Origin of the sequence: Agarivorans litoreus (assembly GCF_019649015.1) — a bacterium.
In the GTDB taxonomy this organism is placed as follows: domain Bacteria; phylum Pseudomonadota; class Gammaproteobacteria; order Enterobacterales; family Celerinatantimonadaceae; genus Agarivorans; species Agarivorans litoreus.
In genome coordinates this window covers 1,442,062-1,458,365 of record NZ_BLPI01000001.1, presented here as the reverse complement: position 1 = coordinate 1,458,365, position 16,304 = coordinate 1,442,062, and the positions used below count along the sequence as shown (strand labels likewise).

20 protein-coding genes are annotated in these 16,304 nt (G+C 44.1%); 6 read left to right on the top strand and 14 right to left on the bottom strand.

Going from position 1 to position 16,304, the window contains the following annotated elements:
- Nucleotides 1–41: 41 nt before the first annotated feature.
- The 4 genes from K5L93_RS06745 to K5L93_RS06730 all read right to left on the bottom strand — a co-directional run bounded on the left by K5L93_RS06745 (nucleotide 42) and on the right by K5L93_RS06730 (nucleotide 2,983).
- Nucleotides 42–863, bottom strand: a complete 822-nt coding sequence (locus tag K5L93_RS06745; protein ID WP_220719028.1) for a TIGR03899 family protein — start codon at nucleotides 861–863, stop codon at nucleotides 42–44.
- Between the two features lie 258 nt (nucleotides 864–1,121).
- Nucleotides 1,122–1,664 carry a YtfJ family protein gene (locus tag K5L93_RS06740; RefSeq protein WP_220719027.1) on the bottom strand — a complete coding sequence of 181 codons (543 nt, stop codon included), beginning with the start codon at nucleotides 1,662–1,664 and terminating at the stop codon, nucleotides 1,122–1,124.
- A 77-nt stretch (nucleotides 1,665–1,741) separates the two neighbouring features.
- Complete coding sequence (locus K5L93_RS06735) at nucleotides 1,742–2,662, bottom strand: hypothetical protein (protein WP_220719026.1); 921 nt, start codon at nucleotides 2,660–2,662, stop codon at nucleotides 1,742–1,744.
- Nucleotides 2,663–2,743: 81 nt separating this feature from the next.
- Nucleotides 2,744–2,983 carry a Kazal-type serine protease inhibitor family protein gene (locus K5L93_RS06730; protein ID WP_220719025.1) on the bottom strand — a complete coding sequence of 80 codons (240 nt, stop codon included), beginning with the start codon at nucleotides 2,981–2,983 and terminating at the stop codon, nucleotides 2,744–2,746.
- A 48-nt stretch (nucleotides 2,984–3,031) separates the two neighbouring features.
- On the opposite strand from K5L93_RS06730, the gene K5L93_RS06725 reads away from it, so the two are divergent.
- Together K5L93_RS06725 and mpl are read left to right on the top strand one after the other, a co-directional pair.
- Entirely contained in the window at nucleotides 3,032–3,364 is a 333-nt protein-coding gene (locus K5L93_RS06725) for a hypothetical protein (RefSeq protein ID WP_220719024.1), read from the top strand.
- 68 nt (nucleotides 3,365–3,432) lie between these two features.
- Nucleotides 3,433–4,782 (top strand): UDP-N-acetylmuramate:L-alanyl-gamma-D-glutamyl-meso-diaminopimelate ligase, encoded by a 1,350-nt coding sequence (mpl, locus tag K5L93_RS06720; RefSeq protein WP_220719023.1) that lies wholly within the window; start codon nucleotides 3,433–3,435, stop codon nucleotides 4,780–4,782.
- A 26-nt stretch (nucleotides 4,783–4,808) separates the two neighbouring features.
- On the opposite strand, the gene K5L93_RS06715 is transcribed toward mpl, so the two are convergent.
- On the bottom strand, nucleotides 4,809–5,426 hold the full coding sequence (locus tag K5L93_RS06715) for a TetR/AcrR family transcriptional regulator (protein ID WP_220719022.1): 618 nt from the start codon (nucleotides 5,424–5,426) through the stop codon (nucleotides 4,809–4,811).
- Nucleotides 5,427–5,717: 291 nt separating this feature from the next.
- On the opposite strand from K5L93_RS06715, the gene hpt reads away from it, so the two are divergent.
- Genes hpt through trmB form a run of 4 tightly spaced genes read left to right on the top strand, consistent with a single transcriptional unit; the run spans nucleotide 5,718 to nucleotide 8,656 of the window.
- Nucleotides 5,718–6,248 carry a hypoxanthine phosphoribosyltransferase gene (hpt, locus tag K5L93_RS06710; RefSeq protein ID WP_220719021.1) on the top strand — a complete coding sequence of 177 codons (531 nt, stop codon included), beginning with the start codon at nucleotides 5,718–5,720 and terminating at the stop codon, nucleotides 6,246–6,248.
- Between the two features lie 58 nt (nucleotides 6,249–6,306).
- A complete protein-coding gene (locus K5L93_RS06705; RefSeq protein WP_220719020.1) occupies nucleotides 6,307–7,224 on the top strand; it encodes an ABC transporter ATP-binding protein in 918 nt (305 codons plus the stop codon).
- Nucleotides 7,221–7,994, top strand: a complete 774-nt coding sequence (locus K5L93_RS06700) for an ABC transporter permease (RefSeq protein WP_220719019.1) — start codon at nucleotides 7,221–7,223, stop codon at nucleotides 7,992–7,994. Before K5L93_RS06705 ends, K5L93_RS06700 begins: the two co-directional genes overlap by 4 nt.
- On the top strand, nucleotides 7,994–8,656 hold the full coding sequence (trmB, locus tag K5L93_RS06695; RefSeq protein ID WP_220719018.1) for a tRNA (guanine(46)-N(7))-methyltransferase TrmB: 663 nt from the start codon (nucleotides 7,994–7,996) through the stop codon (nucleotides 8,654–8,656). The genes K5L93_RS06700 and trmB overlap by 1 nt, the downstream gene beginning before the upstream one ends.
- On the opposite strand, the gene K5L93_RS06690 is transcribed toward trmB, so the two are convergent.
- From K5L93_RS06690 to gluQRS, 9 genes are all read right to left on the bottom strand, one after another.
- A complete protein-coding gene (locus K5L93_RS06690; RefSeq protein WP_220719017.1) occupies nucleotides 8,657–9,493 on the bottom strand; it encodes a nitrate- and nitrite sensing domain-containing protein in 837 nt (278 codons plus the stop codon).
- A 1-nt stretch (nucleotide 9,494) separates the two neighbouring features.
- Entirely contained in the window at nucleotides 9,495–10,586 is a 1,092-nt protein-coding gene (locus tag K5L93_RS06685) for a methyl-accepting chemotaxis protein (RefSeq protein ID WP_220719016.1), read from the bottom strand.
- A gap of 28 nt (nucleotides 10,587–10,614) precedes the next feature.
- Nucleotides 10,615–11,064, bottom strand: coding sequence for a hypothetical protein (locus tag K5L93_RS06680; RefSeq protein ID WP_152785940.1), 450 nt, complete (start codon nucleotides 11,062–11,064; stop codon nucleotides 10,615–10,617).
- Between the two features lie 240 nt (nucleotides 11,065–11,304).
- Complete coding sequence (gene panD / locus K5L93_RS06675; protein WP_016403581.1) at nucleotides 11,305–11,685, bottom strand: aspartate 1-decarboxylase; 381 nt, start codon at nucleotides 11,683–11,685, stop codon at nucleotides 11,305–11,307.
- 27 nt (nucleotides 11,686–11,712) lie between these two features.
- Nucleotides 11,713–12,561 (bottom strand): pantoate--beta-alanine ligase, encoded by an 849-nt coding sequence (panC, locus tag K5L93_RS06670; RefSeq protein WP_220719015.1) that lies wholly within the window; start codon nucleotides 12,559–12,561, stop codon nucleotides 11,713–11,715.
- The gene (panB, locus tag K5L93_RS06665) at nucleotides 12,561–13,355 is read right to left on the bottom strand and encodes a 3-methyl-2-oxobutanoate hydroxymethyltransferase (RefSeq protein WP_220719014.1); all 795 of its coding nucleotides are present in this window, start codon (nucleotides 13,353–13,355) and stop codon (nucleotides 12,561–12,563) included. Before panB ends, panC begins: the two co-directional genes overlap by 1 nt.
- 55 nt (nucleotides 13,356–13,410) lie before the next feature.
- Nucleotides 13,411–13,911 carry a 2-amino-4-hydroxy-6-hydroxymethyldihydropteridine diphosphokinase gene (gene folK / locus K5L93_RS06660; protein ID WP_220719013.1) on the bottom strand — a complete coding sequence of 167 codons (501 nt, stop codon included), beginning with the start codon at nucleotides 13,909–13,911 and terminating at the stop codon, nucleotides 13,411–13,413.
- Between the two features lie 2 nt (nucleotides 13,912–13,913).
- Nucleotides 13,914–15,209 carry a polynucleotide adenylyltransferase PcnB gene (pcnB, locus tag K5L93_RS06655; protein WP_246615110.1) on the bottom strand — a complete coding sequence of 432 codons (1,296 nt, stop codon included), beginning with the start codon at nucleotides 15,207–15,209 and terminating at the stop codon, nucleotides 13,914–13,916.
- 163 nt (nucleotides 15,210–15,372) lie between these two features.
- The gene (gene gluQRS, locus K5L93_RS06650) at nucleotides 15,373–16,248 is read right to left on the bottom strand and encodes a tRNA glutamyl-Q(34) synthetase GluQRS (RefSeq protein ID WP_220719011.1); all 876 of its coding nucleotides are present in this window, start codon (nucleotides 16,246–16,248) and stop codon (nucleotides 15,373–15,375) included.
- Nucleotides 16,249–16,304 lie beyond the last annotated feature (56 nt).

The window sequence follows — 16,304 nt, the reverse complement described above, 5'->3', positions numbered from 1 at the left end:
AACAAGAAACGCGGCTTTAGCCGCGTTTCTTGTTCTAATGCTTAGTGAAGCTCAAAATAGTTATGTAACAGTTGTTCTAAATGCTCTTGATAAGAAGCGATAGGCTGAGTGGTAATCAGCTTAGCTAGCTCATCACCAATGGGAGTGAAGCGATGGTACAACAGCCTAGCGCCTTTATAGCGAGGCTTTAAGGCATAATGTGCTTGTCCATGTATCAACGGCGTGTCGTGATGTGATGAAGGGCGGATCTCGAGTTCTTTATCGAAAATTAGCCCTAAATCAGTTAACTGCAAAACATGGTGATAAGGCATGCGATGTTGCCCTAAGCTAATTTTGTCTAATTTCGCTCTTACCAACCCCAAGTTACTGGCTGGCCTTGCCACGCCCGTTAAGATCTTATTGTTAGTTTCTCCACCAACACTAGAGCTTAATTCACAGGCGGTTTGAAACCACATCGCCTCGCGCTGAGTCATTAGTTTGAGGGTGCGTAGAGCCTTTACTGAAAAGCTACCTGGAGTCGCAAGCTCTTGGCTAAGAATGTCGGCCCATAGCATTTGCATCGACTTAACTTGAGTATTGCTCGCTAGTTGTAAAAACTCGGTCATCCAATCGGCGTCGGGCTCACTCCCAACGTCTTGTTCGCTAGTTTTTTGCGCAGCAAAGTAAAAGATACTTTCTAAGTTTTTTTGCTGACTGGCTAGCTCAACGATAACCCTAGCTTGGGCTCGTTGCGACCAAGTAGACGCTGCTTTCTCTTTGTGTAACAAAGCATCTAAACCGCGTTGCTTAGCTATTTTGGCTAATTGCAGTTTACTATTCTCAACTTGGCTGTTTTTGTTTTCGATGATCGACTTATCTGACATGAATTACTCCTCGCTGCCTCATTTTTACTGAGGATTCATCGATAAAGCAAGTTTGCAATCATTGTTAAAAGTGTTAAATTTAAGTTAACTGGTGATGAGAGAGGTAGTTGTGTTAAAAAACCTTACCGTATGGACTAAACGACATAAAGTTCTAACTGTTTTAATGAGTGCCTACGTGGTTAGTTTGTTGGTGTTAATGACGATGTTTGAATAGGCGTAATTAAGTTTACGCCTATCAACTCTTGACTGTTGCTTAGGTTAGATATTTGCCTCAATTAAACCAATCACCTGATCGATTTCTTGTTGATTTAGCTCGCCATCCTTAGCAAACAAAACGGTGCCGCTGGCATCAAGTAGAATAATGGCCGAAGATTTTTCTTTTAGCTGCCACAGCTCAAACAGCTCTCCTTTTTTATCTAGTACGAAGCTCGCTTTTGGAAAGGATTTTTTGTTTTTCTTTAACTTCCCTTTTACAAAACCTGAAGTACCAAAGATGGCGTCATCTAGGTTTACTATGGTTATAGTTTGGTAAACATCATCGCCAAATTTGGCTTGCTTTACCGCTTCAATCATTGGTGCGTTGAGTTCTTTAGCGCTAGTTCGTCCGGCCATTGCTTGAATAAGCATAACTTTGCCGCTGAGTTGTTGGGTGCTCCAAGCGCTATAACTGATATCGTCACCAGCAAGCTGCAGTTCCCCTGCATCATCAATAACAATACTAGGTAGGTTGCTGCCAGTACTTACGTTAAGTGCCATCGCCCATGCTGGCAGTAGGCTTAAAAGTAGTAATAGATGCTTCACGTTGTAATCCTTTATGCTTGGCTGAATTGCTCAGGTCAGACCTGTGTGAAACATTTATAACAAAAAAACAACAAATCTCAATAGAGGGCATCACTAATCAATTGTACTTCTGCGAGCAACATCTCTTTTATTAGTTCCGGCGAACCTGAAACTAGGGTATGAGCATTATCTCCAATAATGATTGTTGGCCCTTCAATGCCGCTGCTGGCATCAATGGTTAACCAAGCGGGTGAGGCACTTCCAACGCTGTTTGCTGGATATACCATATACAAAGGGTAGTTGGGTGCCAGTTCACTTAATACTAGCGCGAGCAATAAGGCGCGCTCATCGCTATCGGCTCGGTTATCTTTTAGTACATCTACCGGAGAAGTAAAACTATAATTGTTCTCTTGTTTGCTGGGAATTGTAAGTAACCAAGCTTGAGCCTCAGCGAGTGATCTATTCAAATCTCCCTGTTGAGTGAAGTGTTCAACAATTGGATTCACGCGGTCACGGTTTTGGTAAAATAACTGCGAGTAGTTTGGCCGAACACATGGGTACTGTGCCCCTTGCGGATGTAAGCAAGGCAGCAACCCTAGGTGACGAAATGCATCGTGAGTATATTGTTCATAGGCATCCCACAGCATTTTTGAAGAGGGGCTGTCGCTGTCACTCCGCAGTGCTTGAAGAATGTCATCTAAACGGGTTTCGGGGTTGTTGACATACTGGTTAATCATTGCAACAGCATGTTCTAAGCGTGGGCTTAAATAAGCGCTAATTGCCTGCGATGGGTAAGTTAGGCTGTAGCTTAACCGAAAGGTTTCTACTTCAGACTGATGAATTAAATCTTCAGAAAATTGCAGTTTTAGCTGCTGATATTGACCTTGGGTATCAGACCATTTCCATTCGCCATAAAATGTCTTGTCACCAAATTGTTCATTGGCAGCCATGCTAAGAGACTGATTACTAAAGAGTAAGCTACTTAAACAAAGTAAGCCTAGTGCAGCAGTTCGACTCATAATCGCCTCTCAGTGCTAATTAGTTATACCTTAAGTAAATAGCACTGATTGGCGAGTTTGCTAAATTTTGTTACTTATTTGTTATTTTGGGCAAGCGCCTTTTTGATAAGTATTTATCTCCGGATCGCCACAGGCAGAACAAGCATTACCGTATTCTTTTAATTCACCATTTACTTCGCCGCAAACAGGATCATATTCCATAGTACAAATTTCTGGGCGAGGCTCTTCACAGCTACCATCTATTTTGAGCAAAGGCTCTTGAGTTTGGCTACAAGCCATCAAAAAAATTGTAAAAAATGCGATAACAGCGTATTTAATCATGAGTAATCACCTAAACTTTAAAGACTTTAGATTGTAGATGATAAACTCATGATGCGTCGACTGAATTACGCTTTTATTACTATGTTTCTGCTGGCTTTTTCTGCTACTGCTGGTCCTATCATTGTGCAAAAAAGCTCAGACCCAGATAAGGTCGATGCCTTTGAGCTACAAAAAGAGTTGCTAGAGCAACATTTATGGCAGGAGCAGCTACGCAATCAAGCTCAGCTGCAGTGGTTAAAAGAGCTTCCCATTGGTTGTGTTTTTAACGCAACCGGCGACTATCAATGTGGTTTAAATTGGTATCGACCATATCGTTACCAGCAACAGCAGTTATATATCCAAATTCCTGATCCAGAAACAACCCGCAGAAATACACATTAGCTTCAATAATTTGTGGCGTTAAGTGCTATTCTAGGCGCTGGTTTTTTGCTTTCAAACATATTGTATTTATGCATATTCATATTTTAGGTATTTGTGGCACCTTTATGGGTGGTTTGGCGATGCTTGCACGTGAGTCTGGAATGCGTGTAACGGGCAGTGATTTAAACGTATATCCACCCATGAGCACGCAATTGGAGTCCTTAGGTATAGAGCTTATTCAGGGCTATGATCCTGCCCAATTAGAGCCTGCTCCTGACCTAGTGGTAGTAGGTAATGCCATGAGTCGGGGCAACCCTTGTGTTGAATATGTTTTAGACAAAGGCCTCAAATATTGCTCCGGTCCAGAGTGGCTTAAACAGTATATTTTACCCGAAAAGTGGGTCTTGGCGGTGGCAGGCACGCACGGTAAAACGACTACAGCAAGTATGCTAGCGTGGATTTTGGAAGATAACGATATGGCTCCCGGTTACCTTATCGGCGGTGTTCCTCGTAACTTTTCAGGGTCTGCTCGATTAGGTGATACGCCATTTTTTGTGGTGGAAGCAGACGAGTATGACAGCGCATTTTTTGATAAACGCTCCAAATTTGTTCATTACCAACCGCGTACTTTGGTGTTAAACAATTTAGAGTTTGACCATGCAGACATATTTGACGACCTGGCAGCAATTCAAAAACAGTTTCATCACTTAATGAGAATAGTTCCAGCTTCTGGCAGAGTTGTTGCACCAAAAAATAATGAAGCAATTCAGCAGGTTATTAAGCAAGGATGTTGGTCTGATCTAGAGCAAACTGGAGATGGTGAAGCGTGGCAGTGGCACGCTAACAAAAGTGATTATAGCGAGCTGGATATAGTATTAAATGGTCAATCCCAAGGTATTTTAAGTTGGGATTTAATTGGTCAGCACAATGCTGAGAATGCCTTAATGGCAATTGCCGCAGCCCGTCATGTTGGGGTTTTGCCTAGCCTTGCTATTGATAGCTTACAAAAATTCTTACCACCTAAACGACGCCTCGAATTGTTAGCTGAGCGAAATGGTATTCGTTTGTTTGATGACTTTGCCCATCATCCAAGTGCAATTAGTAGCACGTTAGCAGGTTTACGCGCCCAAGTAGGAAAGCAGCGAATTATTGCGATTTTGGAGGCACGCTCTAACACCATGAAAATGGGCGTGCATCAAGAGCGTTTAGCCGAGAGTTTACAAGTGGCCGACGTGGTATTTTTATATCAGCCAGATCAAAGCAATCAATACATTGCAAATACAGCAGCCAAGCTTAAGCAGGCCAAGGTCGCTAGCAGTATTGCCGAGATAGTTGAGCAGGTAGCTGCAATGATGGCCGAAGGTGATCAGATTTTGGTAATGAGCAATGGCGGGTTTGAAGGTATACACACTAAGCTTAGTGCGTTAATCAAGCATTAAAAAAGGGCCCTTAGGGCCCTTGCTACTTACTTACCCGGTGGGCGCAGTAGTGACAATACAAAGTCATTCAAGAAATCTACAACTTCTTGGCGCTCTGGGCTGTCTGGTCGATTAATCATTTGTACTGCTAGGTACAATCCTGCATTAATCGCTTGAGCAGCTTGTAAAGCATTTAGCGCGCTACTGATTTCTTTGCTATCGAAGCCCGATTGAATGCTCTCGCCAATTTGTTGGTTGATTTTAGCCATTACAGCGCTAAAACGTGGCCATACGTCTTCACGCACTGAAGAGCTCCACTCCAGCCAAATGTGAGTCACATCTGAGTTGCTGTAAGCCAGTTCTACCAAAGCTGACAAATGATGCTGGATAGCAGTAATCGCATTTTCATCAGTTGGGTAAGTTTGCTCAACCAAACCTAACATAGTTTGTTCTACCTCAGATAGAACAGCATCCACTAGGTCTTCACGGGTATTAAAGTAGTTGAAAACAGTTGCTACCGATACGTTTGCTAGTTCAGCGATTTCGGCGTGACCTGCACGACCAATACCACGACGGGCAAAAATTTCAACAGCGCATTGCATGAGCTGTTTACGGCGAACTTCTGGTGACAGCCGGGTACGGCGTCTTAAGGTGCTAGATTGCATAGTTTGTTCTCGCGTTTGTTATTTCAATTATTATTTTTTATGAGGCATTTCTTGTTTACCATTTCAGATAAAAATCATCTAAAATGTGTCGTTCAGTGAAAAAGAACCGACGACATGCGAATGCCTTTCAATTAAATCATAGTGTATTTACAAGCTAATTAATAGCTATTGATATAAACAACTAATAATTTGTTTGTTAATTTATTGATAATTCGTATATTTGTTTTTCTTTTTTCATTCATGCTAGATAAGTTTTTGCTGAGATACTCAGCCAATTGATAGGTCGACATTATGAAACATCGCGTAGAAGAAATGATCAGCGAGCAGGAAATTGCTCAACGAGTAGCAGAAATTGGTAAGGAGATTGAACAAAAGTTCTCATCTGACCGTAAATTGGTACTGGTTGGCTTATTACGTGGATCTTGTATTTTTCTGTCTGATTTAGCGCGTAAAATTGATCGTAACTTAACGCTCGATTTCATGACAGTATCAAGCTACGGCAGTAGCATGGTAAGTACCAGAGATGTTCGTGTATTAAAAGATTTGGATGACGATATTAAAGGCTGTGATGTGATCATCGTTGAAGATATCATCGATACCGGTAATACCTTAAGTAAAGTGAGAGAAATGCTGTCCTTGCGTGAGCCAAACAGTGTATCTATTTGTACTTTGCTAGATAAGCCTTCACGCCGAGAAGTTGAAGTACCTGTTGATTGGGCTGGGTTTACTATTCCTGATGAATTTGTGATTGGCTATGGCCTTGATTTTGACCAGTACTACCGCAATCTACCCTATGTGGGCAAAGTGATACCGCTAGATTAAGTGGTTAATCATTGGGCCCTAAGGGCCCATTTTTTTATTGTTAATTTAAGTTGTGATTATGCAGGCGTTAGCGATTCAAGGTTTGAAGAAAACCTACCCCGGTGGGGTGCAAGCGGTAAAAGGCTTCGATTTAGTGGTTGAGCAAGGAGATTTCTTTGCGTTGTTAGGCCCAAATGGAGCAGGAAAGTCCACATCCATCGGGGTGATTACCTCTTTGGTAAATAAGTCTGCTGGCTCGGTTAAGATTTTTGGTCATGACATTGATACCGATTTGGAAGTGGCCAAGTCGTATGTAGGTCTTGTTCCCCAAGAGTTTAACTTCAACCAATTTGAAACAGTGTTGCAAATTGTGGTGAATCAAGCTGGTTACTATGGTGTGCCGCGGCCTCTTGCTATGCAGCGCGCAGAAAAGTACCTCGCCCAATTGGATTTGTGGGAAAAGCGCAATGCCCGAGCGCGCGAATTATCCGGTGGTATGAAGCGCCGATTGATGATTGCGCGAGCCTTAATGCATGAGCCAAAGTTGCTTATCTTGGATGAGCCTACCGCTGGGGTAGACATAGAGCTACGTCGTTCAATGTGGGATTTCTTAAAGCAGCTTAATAGCCAAGGCATAACCATTATTTTAACCACTCACTACTTAGAAGAAGCCGAGATGCTGTGCCGCAATATCGGTATTATTGATAAGGGTGAGCTGGTAGAAAACACTTCAATGAAGCAGCTTCTCTCAAAGTTAAATTTAGAAACTTTTATTTTTGATATTGAGAGTCGTCAGCAAGCGGTGGATCTAGCGGGTTTTGTATCACGCTTAGTTGACGATCACACCTTGGAAGTTGATGTAGAAAAGAGCCAAGGCTTAAATGCAGTGTTTCGCTTGCTTGATGAAACCGGGGTGGTAGTTCATAGCATGCGCAATAAAGCCAACCGTTTAGAAGAGTTGTTTGTAACCCTAGTGGCTCAAGGGAGGCAAGCATGAAGCTCGCATTGTATGGCACCGCTTTAAAAAGCATTTTAACTAAAGAAATCATTCGGTTTGGGCGTATTTGGGTGCAAACCTTGGTACCGCCTGCCATTACCATGAGCCTGTATTTTGTTATTTTTGGTAACCTGATTGGTTCGCGAATTGGCCAAATGGGTGGTTATAGCTACATGGAATTCATTGTTCCTGGTTTGATTATGATGTCGGTGATTACCAACTCATACTCTAATGTAGCGTCTTCGTTTTTTAGCTGTAAGTTTCAGCGAAACATTGAAGAGCTGCTCGTCGCGCCGGTACCAAACTATATCATCATTTTTGGTTTTGTTGGTGGTGGTGTTGCTCGTGGCTTATGTGTTGGCTTTATTGTCACAATGGTATCGCTATTCTTTGTTCCTCTACAGTTACACAGTGTTGCCGCGATTATGCTCACGGTGTTGTTAACCTCAATACTGTTTGCATTAGGTGGGCTTATTAATGCGATTTACGCCAATACCTTTGATGACATTAGCATCATCCCTACCTTTATCTTAACGCCGCTTACTTACTTGGGAGGAGTGTTCTATTCAATTAGTTTATTGCCTGAGTTTTGGCAGGGAGTGTCACAAATCAACCCGATTGTTTACATGGTTAATGCCTTTCGTTTTGGCTTCTTAGGCATAACCGATGTATCGCTGTATTTATCATTTAGCATGATCTTGGGCTTTATCGCCATTTTGTATATCTGGGCGTATACCTTGATCAAACGCGGTTATGGGTTGAGAGCATAATGGAAGGTAACTCTCGTAGCGTTAGCTCTAACCAGCAAGGTATCCACGAAAACTTAAACAAGGTGGTACAGCGCCACCTTGATGAAGAGTTCAAAAAGCCTTATCGCCAGCATACTCTAGAAGCATTTTTGCAGTTAGAAAAGCAGGTAGAGGCGGCGGCGCGACCTCTGGTGTTTGATTCTTGCTGTGGTACCGGTGTGAGCACTGCTGCCTTGGCTGAATTGCACCCTGATGCTTTGGTGATTGGCATGGATAAATCTGCCCATCGGCTAACTAAACATCAGGCGCATTTTGACCAAGCAGGGCAAAATTATTTGCTACTGCAAGTGGATTTAAACGACTTTTGGCGTTTGGCCGTGGAAGCTGGGTGGCAGCCTAGTCATCATTACATCTTGTACCCGAATCCTTGGCCAAAGTCGCGACACTTGCAGCGTCGTTGGCACGGCAGTGCAGTGTTCCCTTATTTGCTTAAGCTTGGTGGGCAACTCGAACTGCGCAGTAACTGGCAAACTTACTTGGAAGAGTTTCAAGTAGCGCTAGAATTAGCTGGCTATTCAAGCCAGCTAAATAGCTTTAAAACCGATACCCCAATTACTGCTTTTGAACGTAAATATCAAAACAGTGGCCAGCAACTTTGGCAGCTGCGTAGCCACTTAGCCTAGCTAATGCTTAGCGTGTCGCTGCGCTTCTAAATGAGCTATTCCAGCATCAAATAGTTGGTATAGCCCTTCCAGTACTTTACTCGCTTGCTGAAAATACTCATTCACCGAAATGGTCGGCTGAGGTTTGTTGATCAGCTCAACTTCTATGGTATCAAGCAGCTGTTCCAACAAGGGCTGATAAGCTGGGTCATTGGGAATAAAGCTGTGAGCAAAATGGTTGAGTGATTGCGAATCAATTTGGGCAATTTTGTTGTGCAAGAAGGCCAAACGGATCCGCTCAACGCTGCTGCTTTGTTTGGCAGCTGCCAAACCGCTGCCTAGCGCCCTTACTTGACCAATTGATTCTGCTGTTTCCAACAGTTCAAACCACAAAAAGTCGATGTTTTTATGTTGCTTGCTTAGGCTAGATAAGCAGTAAAAACTGGCTAGGTCTTGAGACAAAAACAGCAAGTTTTTGATCATCAAACTGTGTTGAGCAATATTGTTTTCTAAGTTATTGCTTGGCCAGTTTTGCTGTAGCCTTGGCCAGTGTTGATTAAAGCTATCCCAGCGAGCTTGGCGCGATACAAAGCTGTCTTCGCTTAAACTAAGGTGGGCGCTTACAATTTGCTTTTGTTGCGCATTTAATGCGGTAGATTGCTGTTGGTCGCCGTTTAGAATCGCACAACTTAGGCCGCGATGTTTTTGCAGTGATACCACTAAATTCTTTAGCTGCTTTAATGCTGCCAGGCCAGCGTACTGCTGTTGAGTGCGGCGCTTGGCTAATAACCAAGAGATAGCAACTGATATTAGCAGTAGGCTAATTACGCTAGTGGCAATAATAACGCTAGTATTCATATTACGCTCCTTGCTGACTTAACACGCTAAGGTGTTTGGCAATGTCGGCGCTTTGCTCGGCACTGGCGGTGTTTTCTCGGGCAGAGTCTGCTACTTGGTTGATGTGAGCAGAAAGCTCGATAGTTGCCGCGTGTTGTTGTTCACTGTTGCTCGCTATCATTTCTGTTTGGGCTTGAAGCTCTTGGTTTTTGGTGTAAATCAGCTTAAGTTGCTGGCGTGAATTATCCACAGTGTCTTGAATCTCTTGAGCTTGGGTGGTTAGTTGAGTGATGTGCTCGAGCACTTCATTAATGTTGCGTTGTACTTCACGCATACTGTCGCTGATTTCGTTGGCAGATTGATGACTGCGGTTAGCAAGATTTCTTACTTCGTTGGCCACAATGGCAAAGCCGCGACCATGCTCACCTGCACGAGCGGCTTCGATGGAGGCGTTAAGTGCCAATAAGTTAGTTTGTTCGGCTATTTCTTCAATGGTTTTTGAAATGCTGCTTACGGTGTTCGATTTTTGGTGTAATTGGGTCACTTTCTCAAGGCTAACTTCTCCTTTAGCCACCATTTTTTCGGTACCTTGTTGAGCAGCTAAGGCGGCCTCCTGGCCCAATTCCGAGAAGCGCTTGGCTTCAAAGCTGGCTTCTGCTACCAGCTTAACTTGCTCGGCAACATCTTTAATGCTTTCACTCATTTCTACTACCGCGCTGGCGGATGCTTGGCTAGCATCTGCTTGTTGCACTGCCCCTGAAGCTACCGACTGAGCCTGCAATGACAATTCTTTTGAGCAGTGACTGATTTCGTCTAAGGCATCTTGCTGTTCTAGTACTCGGCGTTGCTGTTCTCTTAGCAGTTCGAGTTGCTGGTGACGAGTATCTTGGAATAGGTAGCTGGCTAAGCCTTTACTGTGTACCTTGTCTGGTTGCTCAATTTGTTGCATTAACAGTTTGAGCACACTTAAGGTGAGGCCACTTAAACACAAGCTTAAACAGACTAAAGCGAGGTTAGCGAGGCTTTGCTGCTGTTGTAGGTCAATAATGCTCACTCCTGTAAGCACTAAAAAACCAAACAGAAAACTATAAAAAATAGTGGCTGCACTACGCATTTAAACTCCTTTATACGTATCCGCATATTTACTTATTAGGAGTCAAAGCAAAGACTGTTCCCTTTTGAGTGTTTTGTTTAAAAGAGTCGCTGGTGGCCAGTTGGGTGAGTTGCAATATTTGCTGATGATAGTGGCGAAGTTGGCTTAGGTTTTGGCAGTGGGCAAGTGCTTGCCAATGTAAAACAATCTGTTCTACCTTGGCACAGTAGCGGTAGTTGTTTTGGGCTTGTAGCAACACCATTATTTCTTCAATTTGCTCTTTGGTGCCATCTAGCTCAGCAGGCGAAAACAGTGGGTCAGAGAGCTTTTGAGCCTGCATGCGCCAATGTCTTCTTGTCATATGATTGAGCGATTGCAGCAATTGTGTATGTTCAATCTGTTGTTGATTATCAGCTCGACGATGGCTTGATACTATTGATGGAATAGGTATTAATGCTAAGACAAATAACACCAGCAATACTAGATAAATACTTAGCACGACAGCTCCCTGCGCTACAAACTTTAATCTTTAGTTCTTTACAGCAAAAAACAAACCAAAGCTTTGGTAAGTCCTTAATAAGGCAAACTTATCGCTAGTTTTGATTTTATTGTTGGAGAGATATTTTGGTGATGTTGCGATGAGGTTAAATGTAAGGGTTTATTTGCTGTTTTATGACAAAAGGTACAAAAATGGCGCACGTAGATGGTGCGCCATTTTAAAGCCTGCACAGCTTTGGTGCTAGGCTAATTGAACTGGAATATCTTTGCTGGTTCTAACGATATCGTTGTTCTCGTTTAAGTAAACCAAAGAAGGTTTGTGAGACTTAGCTTCTTCATTGCTCATACCAACATAAGCACAAATAATGACTCGGTCGCCCACGGCTGCGCGACGTGCTGCTGCGCCATTTACTGAGATGATTTTTGAGCCGCGTTCACCAGAGATTGCGTAAGTAGAAAAACGCTCGCCATTCTCAATATTATAGATATCAATTTTCTCGTATTCGAGAATACCTGCTTGATCCAAAACATCCTGGTCGATAGCACAAGAGCCTTCATAGTTGAGCTCTGCATGGGTTACGCGTGCTTGGTGAAGTTTGCCTTTTAGCATAGTGGTTTGCATTGACGTTCTCTCTTTTAATCGACGAAATTAGTGTAGTTCAATCACGCAGTTATCTATTAGCCTTACTTCTCCGAGGAAGGCGGCCATTAGAATAACAGCAGAGCGAGATTGGGGGGTTAGGGGGCTTAGGCTTTCGGCGTCTACGATATCGATACCGTCGCACTTAAATCCGTTGTTTTCCAGCGTTTGTTGGGCTGCTTTGCTAAGTTCAGCTTGATTGCTGTGGCTTAGCTGTGATGCGATGTTCCGCATCTCTTTTGCTAATAGTGGCGCGGTTTGCAGCTGCTTGCCGCTTAAGCGGTTGTTGCGTGAGCTCATGGCTAAACCACTCGTTTCTCTTACCGTAGCAAGGCCAATAATCTCAATTGGCAGTAACAGATCTGCGGTCATCTTGCGAATAAGCGCGAGCTGTTGATAATCTTTTTCGCCAAATACTGCCAAATGTGGCTGCACCAGATTAAACAGCTTACAAACCACCGTCGAGACGCCGTCAAAATGACCAGGGCGTAATTCGCCTTCCAGAATGTCTGAAAGAACAGGCACTGTTACTTTAGTCTCTGCTTCCAAACCATTTGGGTAGAGTGTTTCTGCGCTAGGGGTAAATACAAAATCAGCACCAGCTTGGTTTAGCGCGGTAATATCTTGTTCTAGGGTGCGAGGGTAGTTGGCTAAATCACTACTGTTGTTAAACTGCAGCGGATTAACAAAAATAGACACCACCACTACTTCGCAGTTTTTTTGGGCTTCTTTAACCAGTGCAATATGGCCAGCATGCAGATTGCCCATGGTGGGAACAAAGCCAATTTTTCGACCTTTTAGGCGGGCGGCATCTAGGGCCGAGCGTAATTCACTCGGCTGTTCTACAACTTTAAGCATTAACTAAAACTCTGTGCTTCACCTGGGAACTCACCTGAAGCAACTTGCTCTAAATAGAGACTAATTGCACCGCGAATATCGCCGGTTTCAGCTAAGAAGTTTTTAGAAAACTTAGGAATATGGCCTTTGCTAATGCCAAAGGCATCATGCATGACCAGGATTTGGCCATCGGTTACGTTACCTGCGCCAATGCCAATTACCGGAATAGTTAAGGCTTCCGTGATGAGTTTAGCGAGTTCAGTGGGAATGCACTCTAATACCAACAATTGAACACCGGCTGCTTCTAGTTGCTTGGCATGCTGCAACATCTCTTGAGCTTGTTGCTCGCCGCGGCCTTGAACTTTATAACCACCAAACAAATGCACTGATTGAGGCGTTAAACCAAGGTGACCACATACAGGAACGCCACGTTCAACCAAACCTTTAATGGTAGAGCTTAACCATTCTCCACCTTCTACTTTCACCATTTGCGCCCCAGCTTGCATTAGCTTGGCGGCATTTTGGTAAGTTTGCTCTGGAGTGGCGTAAGACATAAAAGGCATGTCGGCTACGATCATGGTTTTTTCGGTGCCACGAGCAACACAGCGAGTATGGTAGGCAATATCATCAATGCTTACTGCCAAGGTATCTTTGTGACCTTGCAGTACCATGCCTAGTGAATCACCAATTAACAGCATGTGCATGCCTAACTCATCAAACAACGCAGCAAAGCTCGCATCGTAAGCGGTGATACAGGAGAATTTCTCGTTGTTTTGTTTAAACTTTTGTAAGTGAGAAACTGTAAATCTGCTCATAGTTCGTTACCGTTTGCCTCAAACTACGAGGCAAATTTGTTAGTGAATATTAGCTTTAAGCCCACTCTTGGGGGCATTTAAAAACTTGTAAGCCGTTGCTGTCGATAGATTCTGCTAACTGTTGCACCAAACTTCCGTCTGGTAAGCATAAATCATTGGCAATTTCAGCGAGCGGTAATAATACAAACTCTCGCTGCTTCATTCCATAGTGCGGCACGGTTAGTCGTGCTGTATCGATGATTTGTTTGCCGTAAAGCAATATATCGAGGTCTAGGGTCCTAGGGCCCCAGCGTTGTTCTTTACGTTCGCGACCTTGTTCTAATTCGATCTTTTGGCAAAGGTCGAGTAAGTCGAGTGGTGCCAAATCAGTTTCTAGCTGGAGTACTGCATTCAGATAGTCCGGCTGATCTTGTGGCCCCATTGGGCGGCTTTGATACAGTGAAGAGCTAGCAACAACATCGAGTTCAGCCGAGGCAGTTAGAGCACGCCTAGCTGCGATGGCTTGATGGAGCGGGTTGACTAAATTACTGCCTAAGGCCAGGAAGCAAGTGGTCATTATTAACTGTCAGTCTTTTTTGGCTTACGCGGACGACGGCGGCTTTTGCTGCGGCCTGAGTTTTTATTTAACTCGCGAACCATGGTATTGCGGCCCTGCTCGTTACTACGTTGCCATTGTTGCCACCATTGGGCCAACTCGCCAAGGTGTTTGTCTTGAGTGGCTTTAGCACGCAACTCTAAAAAGTCGAAAGCAGCTCTAAAGCGCGGGTGACCAAAGGTTTGGAAGGCGCGTTTACCAAAACGACGATCTAGGCGAGCCTGTAGCTGCCATATTTCGCGAATGCCAGTGGTGAAGCGTTTTGGTATCGCTACGCTCTTACACTGTTGGTCGAGCAACCAGTTCATCGCCATTGCCGATGCGTCATGCTCGCCTAAAGAAAGCTCTATCAGTAATTCGTCTTTCTTTATTTCTAATAGTGGCCACAGCAGTGCTGCAAATACAAAGGCAGGTGTTACTTTTTGGTCGCCACGTACCCGCTTATCGGTGCTGGCCAAGGCCATGAGCATAAAACGTAGCTCTGGTGCGTCTTCATCCCATTGTTGTAACAAGGGTTTTAATAGCGGGAATAGCGGATAAAGCAATTGAGTATCGGCCAGCATTTTGAAGGTAGATTTACCATCGCCGCCTAAGAATAGTTTTAAACATTCTTCAAATAGGCGCGCTGCGGGAATATCTTTCAGCAGGTGACCATATTGAGCAATTGGGTCACAGCTTTCAGGCGCAATGCTAAAGTCCAGTTTTACCGCAAAACGCACCGCTCGAAGCATCCTTACCGGATCTTCACGGTAGCGCGTTTCTGGGTCACCAATTAATTGTAAGCGGCGCTCAGCAATATCATTTATACCACCCGCAAAGTCGACAACGGAAAAATCGGCAATGTTGTAATACAGCGCATTTACGGTAAAGTCGCGACGCTCTGCATCTTCATCGATGCTGCCGTACACGTTGTCGCGCAGTAACATGCCTTCTTCACTGCGTTTTGATTCGGTATTGGCATTGGCGCTGTCATGATGACCACGAAAGGTGGCTACTTCAATAATTTCTCGGCCAAATAAAATGTGTGCCAAACGAAAGCGGCGGCCAACTAAACGACAATTGCGGAATAAGGCTTTAATCTGCTCAGGGGTAGCATTGGTTGCAATGTCAAAGTCTTTAGGTTGCTTGCCTAGCAATAAGTCACGCACGCCACCGCCCACTAAATAAGCGTTGTAGCCCGACTTATGTAAGCGATAAAGCACCTTAAGGGCGTTTTCGCTGATGTCTTGGCGAGAAATATTGTGCTCAGCACGAGGTATCACCTGCTGCTGCAAGCCTACTGGCTCAGCGCTATTTGACTTGATGATCCGCTTATATACTTTGGCGAGTTTGCGTAAAATGGGTGCCCCCTTGAGCGCGCATTATCTACATGGTGAAAAATAAGGCGCTAATATAGCTTTTTTACAAAGAAATACAACTAATTCACTGGCTGTCTAGTGAGATTTTTGGTAACGCAGAAAGCCGCCAATTTGCTAGAGCCTTGATTAGTATTTGCTCACAGCTTAGTTCAAGCCAGTCGGCTTCGCTCGTTTGCCCTAAATATCTTAAGGCTTGCAGCAGCAATTGCTGATTTTGCTTGCCCGAAATGGAAGGCGCATGGTTTTGCTTACTGAGTTTATTGCCACTTTCATCAAGCACTAATGGTAGATGCAAATAATTTGGGGCAGGTTTAGCTAAGAGCTCAAAAATGGCCAACTGCCTACCAGTGGTAAGAATTAAATCTGCACCTCTTACAACTTCGGTAATACCTTGTTCGGCGTCATCTAAACTCACTGCTAGATTATAGGCGTATAGGCCGTCACGGCGTTTTATGATGAAGTCTTCTTTGGCTAAGGCGGCTGGAATATTTACTGTGCCGTAAGCCACATCTTCAAATTGTTCAATGGCCCGCGCGCTTTGTAATCGCACAGCGTGACCCTGGCGACTTAACTGTAGATTGCGACAAGTGCCAAGATAATAGCCCCCAGACGCTTTTATTTGCTTGCGGGTACATTGGCAAAAGTAAGCACGGTCTTGGTTTAGCCACCGGTTAATTTGATCTTGATAGGCTTCTAGGCGCTGGCTTTGATGTAAGACTTCTCCATCCCAATGCAGACCAAACTGTTCTAGCTGGTGCAGGATAAGTTTACTCGCACCGACTTGCTCTCTCGGTGGATCGATGTCTTCAATGCGAACTAACCATTGACCTTGGTGATGACGAGCTTGCAGGTAGCTGCCAACGGCGGCAACTAAAGAGCCTAAGTGTAATGGGCCTGAAGGGGAAGGGGCAAAACGGCCTACGTAGGGCTTAGCGCTCATAGTAAAATTCTTACAATATAAAGCGAGGCAGATAGAGTGATTAGCTTATCTGCCTT

Excerpts from the sequence above, each read along its gene's own strand:
- K5L93_RS06715 (WP_220719022.1), bottom strand. The coding sequence starts at position 5,426 with ATGCAATCTAGCACCTTAAGACGCCGTACCCGGCTGTCACCAGAAGTT.
- panC (WP_220719015.1), bottom strand. The coding sequence starts at position 12,561 with ATGCTTAAAGTTGTAGAACAGCCGAGTGAATTACGCTCGGCCCTAGAT.
- K5L93_RS06705 (WP_220719020.1), top strand. The coding sequence starts at position 6,307 with ATGCAGGCGTTAGCGATTCAAGGTTTGAAGAAAACCTACCCCGGTGGG.
- panB (WP_220719014.1), bottom strand. The coding sequence starts at position 13,355 with ATGAGCAGATTTACAGTTTCTCACTTACAAAAGTTTAAACAAAACAAC.
- trmB (WP_220719018.1), top strand. The coding sequence starts at position 7,994 with ATGGAAGGTAACTCTCGTAGCGTTAGCTCTAACCAGCAAGGTATCCAC.
- K5L93_RS06735 (WP_220719026.1), bottom strand. The coding sequence starts at position 2,662 with ATGAGTCGAACTGCTGCACTAGGCTTACTTTGTTTAAGTAGCTTACTC.
- mpl (WP_220719023.1), top strand. The coding sequence starts at position 3,433 with ATGCATATTCATATTTTAGGTATTTGTGGCACCTTTATGGGTGGTTTG.
- K5L93_RS06725 (WP_220719024.1), top strand. The coding sequence starts at position 3,032 with ATGATGCGTCGACTGAATTACGCTTTTATTACTATGTTTCTGCTGGCT.
- K5L93_RS06690 (WP_220719017.1), bottom strand. The coding sequence starts at position 9,493 with ATGAATACTAGCGTTATTATTGCCACTAGCGTAATTAGCCTACTGCTA.
- hpt (WP_220719021.1), top strand. The coding sequence starts at position 5,718 with ATGAAACATCGCGTAGAAGAAATGATCAGCGAGCAGGAAATTGCTCAA.
- K5L93_RS06730 (WP_220719025.1), bottom strand. The coding sequence starts at position 2,983 with ATGATTAAATACGCTGTTATCGCATTTTTTACAATTTTTTTGATGGCT.
- K5L93_RS06700 (WP_220719019.1), top strand. The coding sequence starts at position 7,221 with ATGAAGCTCGCATTGTATGGCACCGCTTTAAAAAGCATTTTAACTAAA.
- K5L93_RS06745 (WP_220719028.1), bottom strand. The coding sequence starts at position 863 with ATGTCAGATAAGTCGATCATCGAAAACAAAAACAGCCAAGTTGAGAAT.
- folK (WP_220719013.1), bottom strand. The coding sequence starts at position 13,911 with ATGACCACTTGCTTCCTGGCCTTAGGCAGTAATTTAGTCAACCCGCTC.
- panD (WP_016403581.1), bottom strand. The coding sequence starts at position 11,685 with ATGCAAACCACTATGCTAAAAGGCAAACTTCACCAAGCACGCGTAACC.
- K5L93_RS06685 (WP_220719016.1), bottom strand. The coding sequence starts at position 10,586 with ATGCGTAGTGCAGCCACTATTTTTTATAGTTTTCTGTTTGGTTTTTTA.
- gluQRS (WP_220719011.1), bottom strand. The coding sequence starts at position 16,248 with ATGAGCGCTAAGCCCTACGTAGGCCGTTTTGCCCCTTCCCCTTCAGGC.